Annotated in this window: 9 protein-coding genes; 3 read left to right on the forward strand and 6 right to left on the reverse strand. The window is 64.1% G+C overall.

The annotated features are described in order from the left end of the window. Positions 1–44: 44 nt before the first annotated feature. Positions 45–1922: an ankyrin repeat domain-containing protein gene (locus BM136_RS07665; protein WP_254775636.1), complete on the reverse strand. Its 1878-nt coding sequence runs from the start codon at positions 1920–1922 to the stop codon at positions 45–47. 618 nt (positions 1923–2540) lie between these two features. Continuing rightward, a complete protein-coding gene (gene metE / locus BM136_RS07670; RefSeq protein WP_092971273.1) occupies positions 2541–4862 on the reverse strand; it encodes a 5-methyltetrahydropteroyltriglutamate--homocysteine S-methyltransferase in 2322 nt (773 codons plus the stop codon). Between the two features lie 124 nt (positions 4863–4986). Between metE and BM136_RS07675 the strand changes: the two genes are divergently transcribed. After that, positions 4987–5904 carry a LysR family transcriptional regulator gene (locus BM136_RS07675; RefSeq protein WP_027680114.1) on the forward strand — a complete coding sequence of 306 codons (918 nt, stop codon included), beginning with the start codon at positions 4987–4989 and terminating at the stop codon, positions 5902–5904. Here the strand turns inward: BM136_RS07675 and BM136_RS07680 are convergent, their stop codons facing one another. Beyond that, on the reverse strand, positions 5905–6825 hold the full coding sequence (locus tag BM136_RS07680; protein WP_092971274.1) for a LysR family transcriptional regulator: 921 nt from the start codon (positions 6823–6825) through the stop codon (positions 5905–5907). A gap of 113 nt (positions 6826–6938) precedes the next feature. Here BM136_RS07680 and BM136_RS07685 point away from each other — a divergent pair, with 113 nt between their 5' ends. Both BM136_RS07685 and BM136_RS07690 read left to right on the forward strand, forming a co-directional pair. Next, the gene (locus tag BM136_RS07685; RefSeq protein ID WP_092971275.1) at positions 6939–8096 is read left to right on the forward strand and encodes an acyl-CoA dehydrogenase family protein; all 1158 of its coding nucleotides are present in this window, start codon (positions 6939–6941) and stop codon (positions 8094–8096) included. A gap of 104 nt (positions 8097–8200) precedes the next feature. Continuing rightward, the gene (locus BM136_RS07690; RefSeq protein ID WP_092971369.1) at positions 8201–8839 is read left to right on the forward strand and encodes an FMN-binding negative transcriptional regulator; all 639 of its coding nucleotides are present in this window, start codon (positions 8201–8203) and stop codon (positions 8837–8839) included. A gap of 39 nt (positions 8840–8878) precedes the next feature. Here BM136_RS07690 and fahA read toward each other — a convergent pair whose 3' ends face one another. From fahA to BM136_RS07710, 3 genes are all read right to left on the reverse strand, one after another. After that, a complete protein-coding gene (gene fahA, locus BM136_RS07695) occupies positions 8879–10150 on the reverse strand; it encodes a fumarylacetoacetase (protein ID WP_092971276.1) in 1272 nt (423 codons plus the stop codon). 305 nt (positions 10151–10455) lie between these two features. Beyond that, a complete protein-coding gene (hmgA, locus tag BM136_RS07705) occupies positions 10456–11814 on the reverse strand; it encodes a homogentisate 1,2-dioxygenase (RefSeq protein ID WP_092971277.1) in 1359 nt (452 codons plus the stop codon). A 62-nt stretch (positions 11815–11876) separates the two neighbouring features. Then, complete coding sequence (locus tag BM136_RS07710) at positions 11877–13277, reverse strand: MFS transporter (protein WP_092971278.1); 1401 nt, start codon at positions 13275–13277, stop codon at positions 11877–11879. Positions 13278–13387 lie beyond the last annotated feature (110 nt).

Consider the following 13387-nt stretch of genomic DNA (forward strand, 5'->3'; position numbering starts at 1 on the left):
GCCCCGGCCTCACGGAGGCCGGCGAAGCGGCCGCCTCCGGGGCGCTACACGGAAGCGTCGCCGTCTTCGGCAATCGATTCCATGGGGCGGCGGCCTCGACGTGCTACGGCGGGTAGCGTCGCGGAGGTCAGCACTGGACCTTGTTGTCGCGCCCAGCGCGGCGCGCGCACTGCGTCAAATGCGGGGTTGTCCATGACTGCATTCTCGCGATCTACCGAGAAGCGCGAGAGCGCGGCAGCAAACTGCGTTGCGTCTGCGTGATAACCGAGTCCGGGCGGGCCGCTGGTTTGCGGGCGTTTGCCGTTGTGCCCGTCAGTGTCCGTCAAGCCAAGTTTGAGTTGTACGAGCCCTGGATATCGGTACCCGCCCGGGCCCTTCATGACGCCCATCAGCCCGCGATGTGGCGCCCGGGCATAGTCCAGCGTGAGCGCCACGCCACGGGGCTTGCCGTAATCGACATCGAGCGGGCCGCCCTTGGTGGCGCGACGACCCTGGTTGTTGTTCAGCAGTTGCGGGTCCATCAAGATCATGGACGGCTGCTTGGGCAGCAGAACACGGCTCTCGACCGTCGCACGGAAGCTTTGTGCCATGGCGCCGCCCATTGACGCGCCAGAAATGAAATCGAGTTCGACATGGTTGGGCCGGGACAGGATCTTTGCGAACAACTCGCCCGCCCGCTTGGTCGCACGGTCAACATCGCCAATCCGGCCGAAGGCGCTGCTGATGTCTTGGCGCACATCCCGGAAGTTTTGCGTGCCGCCGAAGAACATGCGCATGCGTTGCGGCCCTTCAGCATCGTTGGCGGAAGCAGGCTCCAGCGCAACACTGATGTGGGCGATTCTCATGGCCTTGACCAGTTCGGCGTGCTCGCCCTCTGTCAGGGCTCCAGACAGGGCGGGATGCTCCAGCGCTGAAAGGCCGTAATTCGCGAAGTTGCCGCCGATTTCCTTGGCAAACTTCGAAAACGTCTCGCGTATGGCGGCCCGCTGCTGGGCGCGCACGTTTACATCTTCCGACGACAGGGCGCCGAATCCCAAGGCCTCGGAAAGCGCGCTGGCATCCCGATCTGGCAATTCGTCGAACGTGCGCAGCGCGTCGTGGACGAGGTTGATCTTGTGCCCCGATTTCAGCGTGTTGATTGCAGGCTTGGCCGTGCGTGCTGTCGCTGGCGACAACCGGAGTTCGGGCTCCACCCGCAACTCAGCCAACGGGGTCGCAGACGGTCCTACGCGCCGCGTATTGGCCGCTGCTGCATCGGTGGGCAGGGGCGTTCTGTCACGAAGGTTGCCGACCAAGGTCTCGCGTTTGGCAAGTTCCAGAAACGCCTTGGCCGCCACGCCCGTCTTGGGGATGGTGTCTGGCGATCCGCCAAATCGCATCGTCAACACGCGCGCGAATGTGCGGCCCGCTCCGTTCGGGGTGCGCAAATCAGGGTTATGCGCCAGCATGGCAAGCACCGTGTCTTTGTTCGCAGCCTGGGCGAGCCGCATGACGGCCGTATTGCCGCGCGCGTCGCGGGCATCGATTGGCGCGCCCGCACGGACGAGCAGATCGACGGCATGCGCAGAGCGGGCGTTAAAAAGCGGCGTTGCGCCCTGATTGTTGGTCGCGTGCACGTCGGCACCGGCTTCGAGCAATTGCTCCAAGAGCGCCGTGTCGCGTCCTGCCACGGTATGCAGCGGCGTATTGCCCACGCCGTCCTGTGCGTTGATATTCGCGCCGTGCGCGACCAGCGCCTTGGCCAACCTGAAGTTGTCACAACCCAGCGCGCTCACGAGCAGCGGGTCGCCATGGTGGTCAACGGCATTCACGAGGTCGGGATGCTTGGCGAGAATCTCGTCGAGCCGCTCAGATGAAAAATCGTGCTGCCACACCATGTCGAGCACCTCTGCGCGATGCTCGGCCTGGTGCAGAAAGGTCATCCCCCAGCCGTCACCAGATGGAATCGACGGTGCAGCGCCAGTATTCTTTGGCGACGTTGCGGACGCCGCTTCCCGGCGGCTCGTGCTTGGCGACCACTGCGCGCCGGAGCGAATCGCCTTGATGGCGTCGTGCAGTTCCGGGTCGGCGGACGTGCGCCCAGCGGCTTTTGGGCTGCTTGTGGAAGCGGCACTAATGGCAGGCAGTGTTCCAGTGTGCTTGCGTGCGGGCAGCCGGCTGAGTTGAGGCGCAACTTTGCGAGGGCTACGCCCCGTGCTGCTGCTCGTCTGCTCCGGCATCTGCCGGGCATCGGTCACGCGGTTTGTAGGCGCGGACGAACCGAGCCAAGTGCGAACAAGGGAGACCGGGCTTTTCATGGGATCGTCCCATCGATATTAGAAAACACGAATCACTGGATTCAATATTGTTTTCTGCACGTGTCAGCCGCGTACCGTGTTGCGAAATGGTGAGCGCGTGTGCGAAGCGACGCTGCCTTGTTGGTTGACAATCGCTCTGCTGCGACAGCGCTGTGGCACCTGGTGCACGTTGTGGCAAGAGATGACGAAAAAAAAACGCCAGCTGGATGGCTCCAGCCGGCGTCTTTTGGGGGCGCGCAACAATCAGGCCGATGCGGTTTCCGCGTGAACATGCTGGCTGCCAGCATGTGCCGCGTTTGCGTGTTTGGCACGCAAGCGGCGCGTGGCTTCCACCATGCCTTGCAATGCCGCTTCCACTTCCGGCCAGCCGCGTGTTTTCAGGCCGCAGTCGGGGTTCACCCACAGGCGTTGCACCGGCACGACTTGAGCCGCCTTGTCGAGCAGCGCTTCCATCTCTTCCACGCGCGGCACGCGCGGCGAATGGATGTCGTACACGCCCGGGCCGATCTCGTTGGGGTACGCAAACTCGCCAAACGCGTCGAGCAGTTCCATGTTCGAGCGCGACGTCTCGATGGTGATCACGTCGGCATCCATCGACGCAATAGCTGGCAGGATGTCGTTGAACTCCGAATAGCACATGTGCGTGTGGATCTGCGTGTCGTTGCGCACGCCGGAGGCCGACACGCGGAACGCACGCGCCGCCCATTCCAGGTAGCCTGGCACATCAGATGCGCGCAACGGCAGGCCTTCGCGGAAAGCCGGCTCGTCGATCTGGATGGCGGCAATGCCTGCGGCTTCCAGATCGCACACTTCGTCGCGCAGGGCCAGGGCGATCTGCAGCGCGGTCTGCTCGCGCGGCTGGTCGTCGCGCACGAAAGACCATTGCAGCATCGTCACGGGGCCGGTCAGCATGCCCTTCATCGGCTTGGCGGTCAGGCTTTGCGCGTACTTGGACCATTCGACCGTCATGGCTTCGGGGCGATACACGTCGCCGTAGATGACGGGTGGCTTCACGCAGCGCGAGCCGTAGCTCTGCACCCAGCCGTTGACGGTGAAGGCGTAGCCCCACAGCAGCTCGCCGAAGTATTCGACCATGTCGTTGCGCTCGGCTTCTCCGTGCACGAGCATGTCGAGGCCCAGGGCTTCCTGGCGGCGCACGACATCGGAGATCTCAGCCCGCATGCGTTGCAGGTAATCCAGTGCGGGCAGTTCGCCGCGCTTGTGCTGTGCGCGTGCCTGGCGAATCTCGGCCGTCTGCGGGAACGAGCCGATGGTGGTGGTCGGCAGCAGCGGCAGGTTCAGGCGGGCTTGCTGTGCTTCAGCGCGAGTCGCATAGGGCGCGGCGCGGTCGGCATCTTCTGCGCGGATCGCGGCCACGCGCTTCTTGACGCTGGCGTTGTGCACGCGGCGCGATTCGGTACGCGAGGCGATGGCGGCACGGTTGTCATCGAGCGCCTTCTGCACGGCAGCGGGGCCTTCGACCAGCGCGAGCTTGAGGATCGCCAGTTCGTCCAGCTTCTGGCGCGCGAAGGCCAGCCAGCCCTTGAGTTCGTCGTCGAGCTTGGTTTCGGCAGACAGATCCACCGGCACATGCAGCAGCGAGCAGCTCGGCGCCACCCACAGGCGATCGCCAAAGGCCTCGGCCAGCGGCGCCACGCTTTCCAGCACGCGTGCCAGATTCGAACGCCAGATGTTGCGGCCATCCACCACACCAATGGAGAGGACCTTGTCGGCAGGCCACGGCGCGAAGGCGCCAAGCTGTTCCGGTGCACGCACCAGATCCAGATGCACGCCATCGACCGGCAAGGCTTTGATCAGTGCTGCGTGGTGGGAAGCGGCTTCAAAGTAGGTCGCAAGCAGCAGCTTCGGGCCCTTGGCGGCGGCCAGCGCCTGGTAAGCGGGACCGAATGCATCTACCCAGGCTTGCGGCAGATCCAGCACCAGCGCAGGTTCGTCAATCTGCACCCATTCGACATTCAGTGCGGCCAGGCGTTTGAGCACGGCCGTGTAGGCCTGCAGGATTTGCGGCAGTAGCGTGAGCTTGTCGGTCAGGCCGTTGCGGGCCTTAGCAAGATGCAGGAACGTCACCGGCCCGATCAGGGCAACCTTCACGCGGTGCCCGGCGGCCTGCGCTTCGCGCACCTCGTCGAACAGCCATTGGGTGCCGGGTCCAAAGTGCAGGTCCGGCGTGAGTTCGGGCACGAGGTAATGGTAATTCGTGTCGAACCACTTCGTCATTTCCATGGCGGCATGGTCGGCATTGCCGCGCGCGAGCACGAACGATTGCGCCAGCGTCAGCTGTGCGGCGTCAAAGCCATAGCGTGTGGGAATGGCGCCGAGCAGCGCGGCCGTCTGCAGCATCTGGTCGTACCAGGCGAAATCGCCCACGGTCACAAAATCGAGGCCGGCATCGCGCTGTGCCGTCCAGTGGCGCTCGCGCAAAGCGCGGCCGGTGGCGCGCAGGTCATCTTCGGACGAGGCGCCTTTCCAGAACGATTCGAGGGCGAACTTCAGCTCGCGTTGTGCGCCGATGCGCGGGTAGCCGAGGGTATGGATGGTCGTCATGGTGGTCGCAGGAGAGGCGATTCGTTTTTCAGTCCTGCGATGATCGGCGACCCTACGTCATGAATCAAATGATATTATTTTCGCCAAAGTTGAATCATATTCATACATTGGAAGCCGCACCAACATGCTTGAAATCCGCCACCTACGCACGCTGATCGCCCTGGCCGACGGTGGCTCCGTCTCGCGCGCCGCCGAGCGGCTGCACCTGACGCAGTCGGCGCTGTCGCATCAGTTGCGCGCGCTGGAGTCGCACTATGGGCTGGCCGTCGTGCGCCGCAAGGGCCAGACGGTGGAATTGACCGAAGCGGGCGAGCGCATGCTTGAACTCGCGCAAAAGGTCGTTGCCGACATCCAGACCGCCGAGCGCGACCTTGAACGCATCAAGGGCCGCGCGGCCGGCACGCTGCGCATCGCGCTTGAATGCCACACGTGCTTTGACTGGCTGATGCCCGTGATGGACGCTTTCCGCCAGCGCTGGCCCGAGGTCGAGATGGATCTTGTGTCGGGGTTCCATACCGATCCGCTGGCGCTGCTCAAGGACGGCCGTGCCGACGTCATCATTGGCTCCGATGCCAAGATGCGACGCGGCGTGGTGTTTGCGCCGCTGTTCCGCTTCGAGATCCTCGCCGTGCTGCCGGTTGACCACGCGCTGCGCAACAAGAAGTGGCTGGAGGCAAAGGACTTTACGGACCAGACGCTCATCACGTACCCCGTGCCCGAAGAGCGCATCGATCTGATCCGGCAGGTCCTGACGCCGGCCGGGATCGCATTCAACCGCCGCACGGCGGAACTGACCATCGCAGTGCTGCAGCTCGTCGCCAGCCGACGTGGGCTTGCCGCGCTGCCGAGCTGGGGCATCAAGAATTACGTCGATTACGAATACGTCGTGGCCAAGCGTGTCGGCAAGGAGGGCCTGTGGAGCGATCTCTACGCCGCCATGACGCGCGACTATGCGCAGGCGCCGTTTGCGCAGGACTTTATCGAGACGGCCAAGTCGATCTGCTTTGCGCAGTTGCCGGGCTTGATGCCGCTGGAAGCGTAATCAGGCGTGCCCCTTGCGGGGCAGGCGCGGCAACTTGCCTTGCAGACCGTCTTTCAGGAAGTCCAGCAAGTGCCGCGTCGCGAGCGTCCGGTATCGGCTGGGCATCGCTAGCATGTAAAGGCGGCTGCCAAACACGCTGAACCGATACCCCGGCAGCACGCGTTTGACGTGCCCGTCGCGCAGATCATCAGCCGCGGCGTAATAGGGCAGGATTCCGAGCCCATTGCCCGAACGCACGGCGGCTTGAAGGAACAGGTAGTTGTCGGACGAGACGCCCGGGTCCAGCGTCACGAGTGTCCGTTCATCGCCCAGTTGCGCCGATAGCCGCAGCGGTTGCCCAACCGCAGGCGCGCTGACGATGGTGTGTTCGCCTAGCGCGTCGAGGGTTTTTGGCATGCCATGCGCGGCCAGGTAATCCGGCGCCGCGCACAGCACCCAGTCAACCTCATCGAGCAGCGTGGCGACGAGCGATTCCGGCGGGTTCGAGACGATGCGCAGCGCCACATCCACATCTTCGCCAATCAGGTCGGACACCCGGTTGTCGAACCGCACGTCTAGGCGGATATCCGGATACGCACGCTTGAAGGCCACCAGCAGCGGCGACACCAGCAAATGCCCCAACCCCGTCGGCACCGACAGCCGCACGCTGCCTTGCAGTGATTTGCCGAGCGACGAGACCAGCGCGTCGGCGGCGGCCATTTCGCGCAGGATGCTGCGGCCGTGTTCGTAGATGCCGGCACCCACCTCCGTCGGTTCCACGCGGCGCGTGGTCCGGCGCAGCAATTGCACGCCCAGTGCGCGCTCAAACGCCTTCAGCCGGTGGCTCACGTTCGAGCGCGTGGTCTGCAGCCGGCGTGCCGCCGCCGACAGGTTGCCCGCATCGACGATTTCCACGAACAGCTTGAGCGCATTGAGATCCATGGCGGCCCGCCAGATTGGTGAATTGAATTCGACATTCTGTTGATGCGGGCGCGGATTGTCAAAACACGCCAACCCGGTAACATCCCCCGGAATATCCCACAGGAGCAGGTGACATGGCGCTCGACGACGAATCCTTCGGCCTGCTGCAGCAATCGGTGCAGCGATTCATCCAGGAACGGCTCGTGCCGGCGGAAAACATTCTCGAGGAAGAGGATGACGTGCCCGCCGACATCGTTGCCGACATGAAGGAGATGGGCCTCTTCGGCCTGTCGATTCCGGAAGAGCACGGCGGGATTGGCCTGGCGATGGCGCAGGAATGCGAGGTGGCGTACGACCTCGGGCACACGGCGCTGGCTTTCCGCTCGGTGTTTGGCACCAACGTCGGCATCGGCTCGCAGGGCATCCTGATGGACGGCACCGATGCGCAAAAGGCCAACTACCTGCCGCGCATTGCCAGCGGCGAGCTCATCATCTCGTTTGCACTCACGGAACCGAACGCGGGGTCGGATGCTGCATCGCTGCAGACGCGCGCCACGCTGGAAGGCGATCACTACGTCATCAACGGGACCAAGCGTTTCATCACCAACGCGCCGCGTGCCGGGGCATTTACGCTGATGGCGCGCACGGGCGACGAAGGCGCGGGCGGCATCTCAGCCTTTATCGTGCCGGCCGACACGCCGGGCATCACGCTCGGCAAGCCCGACAAGAAGATGGGGCAGCGTGGCACCAAGACGTGTGATGTGATGCTCGATAACGTGCGCGTGCCGGCAGCCAACATCATTGGCGGCGTGGCAGGGCAGGGCTTCAAGACGGCGATGAAGGTGCTGGACCGCGGCCGCCTGCATATCTCGGCGCTGGCATGCGGCATGGCGCACCGGCTGATGACCGACGCGGTGGCCTATGCCAAGGAGCGCAAGCAGTTCGGACAGCCCATCGCAGACTTTCAATTGATCCAGGCCATGCTGGCCGACAGCCAGGCAGAGCTGTACGCCGGCATGTCGATGGTGCGGGATTGCGCGCGCCGGTACGACGCCAAGCCCGTCGGCAAACAGGACCACGAAGTCAGCATGCTGGCCTCGTGCACCAAGATGTTCTGCACGGAGATGGTCGGCCGCGTGGCGGACCGTGCTGTACAGATTCACGGTGGCGCGGGCTACATCGCCGAATACAAGGCCGAGCGTTTCTACCGCGATGTGCGCCTGCTGCGTCTGTACGAGGGCACTACGCAGATCCAGCAGCTCATCATCGCCAAGAACCTGCTGCGCGACTAGGCTGGCTCTAACAATCTTCCAGGATATGGCTCTGTTTTGGAGCCACGTTCTGGTTCAGAATGGGCGCATTCCTGTTCGATTGCACGGTTGCTGCCGGAGTTGCCATGTACGTTCCCGCCCACTTTGAAGAATCGCGCCCTGACGCGCTGCACGACCTGATCGCGCAGAACCCGTTCGGGACGCTCGTCACGCATGGCGAGCATGGGCTGGACGCAAACCACATTCCGTTTTTGCTGCTGCCGGAAGAGGGCAACCTTGGTGCGCTGCATGCCCACGTGGCACGCGCCAATCCGGTCTGGAAAGACGTGGAAAATGGCGACGAGGTGCTGGTCATCTTCCGAGCGGGCGATGCGTATATCTCGCCAACGTGGTATCCGAGCAAGCACGAAGCCCACCGGCAGGTGCCGACATGGAACTACCGCGTCGTGCATGCGCATGGTCGTATCACCGTGCGTGACGACGAGCGTTTTGTGCGCGGCGTGCTGGCACGCCTGACGCGCACACATGAGGCATCGCAACCCACGCCGTGGAAGATGTCCGACGCCCCGGCCGACTACATCGATGACTTGTTGAAGATGATCGTGGGCATCGAGATCGAGATCACGCGCCTTGAGGGCAAGCTCAAGCTCGGCCAGAACCGGGAAGCGCGCGATGCACGCGGCGCGGGCGAGGCGCTCAAGGCCAACGGCGCGCATGTCATTGGCGACGCGATGCTCGCTGCGCTGGCTGCAAAGACGGAATGATGGGAGCGGCGGACTGTTAATCCGTCGCTCCACACCGCATTACTTCACACTGCGCGCCGGCAGAATCTCGCCGCGCACTTCCCCAAAGCCCACGCGATAGCCATCGCCCTGGCACCAGCCGGTCATGGTGACTTCGTCGCCGTCTTCTAAGAAGGCGCGCGTGGTGCCGTTGCCGAGGTCCAGCGGCTGCTTGCCGTTGACGGTCAGCTCCAGCAGGCTGCCGTAGGAATCCGGCGTCGTTCCGCTGATGGTGCCCGAGCCCATCAGGTCACCCACGCGCACATTGCAGCCGGACACGGTGTGGTGTGCAAGCTGCTGGGCCATCGTCCAGTACATCGCGCGGAAGTTGGTGCGGGCGATCGTGGTGCGCTCGCCGCCGTGGGGCCGCAGCGCAGTTTCGAGGGCAATGTCGTAGGCGTTGGGACGGCTCTGCCGCAGGTACTCCAGCGGCTCGGGCGATTGCGCCGGGTTGGCCACGCGGAACGGCTCCAGCGCCTCCATCGTCACGATCCACGGCGAGATCGATGTGCCGAAGCCCTTCGAGTTGAACGGGCCGAGCGGCACGTATTCCCATTGCTGGATGTCGCGCGCGCTCCAGTCGTTGAGGAGCACGACGCCGAACATATGGTCCGGTGCCGCGTCGACAGAAACCGGCTCGCCGAGCGCGCTCGGTTTGCCGACCACAAAGGCCATCTCGAGTTCGTAGTCCAGCTTGCGGCAGGCCGTGAAGATCGGGCGCGGCTGATCGGGCAGCTTGATCTGGCCCATCGGGCGGTGCAGCGGTGTGCCGCTCACCACCACGGAGCTGGCGCGGCCGTTGTAGCCGATCGGGATTTCCAGCCAGTTGGGCAGCAGCGCGTTCTCGGGATCGCGGAACATGCGGCCGACGTTGGTGGCGTGCTCGCGCGACGAATAGAAATCCGTATAGCCGGGGATGTCGATGGGCAGGTGCATCACGGCATGCACTTGCGGCACCAGCGCGCGAGCGTGCAGCGTGGCGTTGTCGCGCACGTGCGTGTCGGCCACGCTGAACAGCGCTTGCAGCTTCTTGCGCGTTTCCGCCCAGATGGGCTTGCCGAGGGCGATGAAGGTGTTGAGCTTGCCGGTGCGGAACGCGCCGCGTGTTGCTGCGGGGAGCAGGCCAGCGTCATCCAGGGCGCCGAGATCGATGACCTGATCGCCCAGTGCCACACCTGCGCGTGGCGACGGGTTTTCCTTGGTGGAGAAGATGCCGAAGGGCAGGTTTTCCAGGGGGAAATGGGTGTCTGGGGTGTTGGCGGATTCTAGCCAGCTTAGTTGGCGGGTGGTCATGATGGGGCGGTGGTTTGTTTGTTGAGTCGGTTATTGCTTGACGTTGCTGGTGCATCCCTTGTTTCACCCCCTGCCGGGGGCGACTTACTTTCTTTGTCTTGCCAAAGAAAGTAAGCAAAGAAAGGCGCGCCCGAGATGGCGACTTCCCCTTGAATTTATGTCGCAGGGAGGGGAAGGAGCCAAACTCGCTACGCTCAGACAGGGCTCCTTCCTTTTTCCTCCCTGCAACACAAATTCAAGGCGCCATCTAGGGCAAGGTACGGCCACACCTTCTGGATGCTCGCGTTGGCGCCAAGGCGAAGTTCTTAGGGCTTGGTCGGGTCGAAATGCTTCTTCAGGCCTTGCCAGCATTCGAAGTACTTGGCTTGCAGTTGCGCCGATTCCGCCGCGAAGCGCGTGGGGCGGATCACCGCCGGCGTTTCGAACATGAAGGCCATCGTTGCGTCGACCTTGTGCGGCTTGGTGGTGTCGCCGTTGCTGGCTTTCTCGAACGTGTCGGCATCTGGCCCGTGGCCACTCATGCAGTTGTGCAGGCTGGCGCCGCCCGGCACGAAGCCTTCGGCCTTGGCGTCGTACACGCCCTGGATCAGGCCCATGAATTCGCTGGCGACGTTGCGGTGGAACCAGGGCGGGCGGAACGTGTTCTCGGCGGCCAGCCAGCGCGGCGGGAAGATCACGAAGTCGATCGTGTCCACGCCCGGCGTGGCGGAGGGGCTCTGCAGCACCAGGAAGATCGACGGGTCCGGATGGTCGTAGCTGATCGAGCCGATGGTGTTGAACAGGCGCAGGTCGTACTTGTACGGCGCGAGGTTGCCGTGCCAGGCAACGACGTCCAGCGGCGAGTGGCCGATCTTCGCCGTCCACAAGCTGCCCTGGAATTTTGCGACGAGTTCAAAGTTGCCCTCGCGGTCTTCATACCAGGCGTGCGGCGTGAGAAAGTCGCGCGGGTTGGCCAGGCCGTTCGAGCCGATCACACCCAGGTCCGGCAGGCGGAACATCGCGCCGAAGTTCTCGCAGATGTAGCCGCGCGCGTCGCCATCCGGAAGTTCGACGCGGAAGCGCACGCCGCGCGGGACGACGGCAATCTCCAGCGGTTCGACATCGACCACGCCCATCTCCGTCAGCAGGCGCAGGCGGCCTTGCTGAGGGACGATCAGCAGTTCGCCGTCGGCGTTGTAGAAGAAGCGATCGGTCATCGACGCGTTGGCGGCGTACAGGTGGATGCCGCAGCCGGTTTGCGCGTCCGGCCCGCCGTTGCCGGCGAAGGTGACGATGCCGTCGATGAAATCGGTGCCGGCCGCCGGTGCGGGCAGCGGGTCCCAGCGCAACTGGTTGGGTGAGGGCGGTACCTCGTTGAAGTTGCTGTGGAAGCGGCCTTGCGCCATGGCTTCGAACGGCAGATGCACGGCGCCCGGACGAATGCGATACAGCCACGAGCGGCGGTTGTGCGCACGCGGCGCGGTGAATGCCGTGCCGGAAATCTGTTCCGCATATAGGCCATACGGCGCCTTCTGCGGCGAGTTCTGGCCGTGGGGCAGCGCGCCGGGCAGTGCTTCGGTGGCGAACTCGTTGCCGAAGCCGCTTTGGTAAGGGGGCCGGTCCAGCGACGCGGGGGTGAATGCGAAGGGGGACGCGCTCGGGGCCGTCGGGGCGAGCATGTTCATGGTGAAGTCCTTGGAGAAAAGTCAGGAGCGTCTTCAGGGAAAGCGTAGTCGTTACCAGACCATCAGGCGGGCTTGCCGGTTGCGCGACCTGAGGCAAAGCGTGCGGCGTCCGCGCCACTGGCGGCCAGCGTAAGCACCAGCACCATGCCGAACGACACCAGTGCCGGCACCGCCGCGGCCGAGAACAAGGCCGGGCTGCTCCATTGCATGGCAATCAGTTGTCCGCCGATCACCGGGCCGATGACGGAGCCGATGCGGCCCACGCCAAGGCTCCAGCCGATGCCGGTGGCGCGCAGCGTGGTGGGGTAATACGTGGCGGCCAGCGCATTCACCGCGGGCTGTCCGCCGACGATGCAGAAGCCGGCCACGAACACCACCGCCACCAGCATGGGCAGCGCAGCCGCCACATGGCCGATCAGCCCGACCGTGACGCAGGCGATCAGGAAGCACACGGCCAGCACGCGCACAAAGCCCAGACGATCGATCAGCCGGCCCAGTGTGAGCGTGCCGATCACGCCGCCCACCTGCAGCGCGGTGGCTACCAGCACAGCGGTATCCGTCGGATACCCCGCATCGCGAATCAGCGTCGGAAGCCAGTTCGACAGGAAATACAGGTCGATCAGGTTCATGAAGTTGATGACCCACAGCACGAGCGTGACCTTGGCGCGGCCTTCCGTGAATAGCGCCGAGACTGGCATGCCCCGTGCGGGCGCCTCGGGCACCACGAATTGCGTCTGCGCGTTCACTAGGAGTTGCGGCGCGAGCTTGCCCAGCCAGCGAGCCAGACGTTGATGGCGCGTTTGTGGATCGCCCTTGAGCACCAGGTATTGCAGGGATTCCGGCAGCCACAGCACCATCATCACGCCAATGGCGAGGGGCACCAGCCCGCCCACCAGGAACACTGCCTGCCACCCAAAGCGCGAGAGCAGCGCCGCGCTGACAAAGCCGCCAAGTGCCGCGCCCACGGTAAAGCCGCACGACACCAGCATCATCCACGTGACGCGAGAGCGCGCGGGGCTGAACTCACCGGCCAGCGCCATCGCGTTGGGCATGATGCAACCCAGGCCCAGGCCTGTGATGAAGCGCAAGACGAGTAGCGCCTCCACCGTTGCCACCTGCGTGGTGGCCAGCATGCAGGCCGCAAAGAAGAACGTGGCGACGATCAGCACAGGCCGACGTCCGAAGCGGTCGCCCAGCACGCCAAACACCAGCGAGCCGACCAGCATGCCGAACAGCCCCGCGCCAAATACCGGCCCGAGGCTTGCCTTGGTGATACCCCAATCCTTGATGATGGCCGGCGCCACATAACCCATGGCCTGCACGTCAAAGCCGTCGATGATCAGGCACAGGCCGCAGATGGCAAGCAACAGAATCTGAAAGCCGCCAACCTTGCCCTGGTCGATCAGGCGGGCGAGGTCGATGGGCGTGGGAGGTGTTTCATGTGCGGCGGGGGCAGGGCGCATGGTGGTCTCCGGTGGCGGCGTTGCCGCTCTGTTCTGGATTTTTGGTATGCGCGTATTGTCCGGATTGGATGAAAATTTGAAATATCAATGCGAGAATGCGTGCTATTGAT

The organism is Ralstonia sp. NFACC01 (assembly GCF_900115545.1).
In the GTDB taxonomy this organism is placed as follows: domain Bacteria; phylum Pseudomonadota; class Gammaproteobacteria; order Burkholderiales; family Burkholderiaceae; genus Ralstonia; species Ralstonia mojiangensis.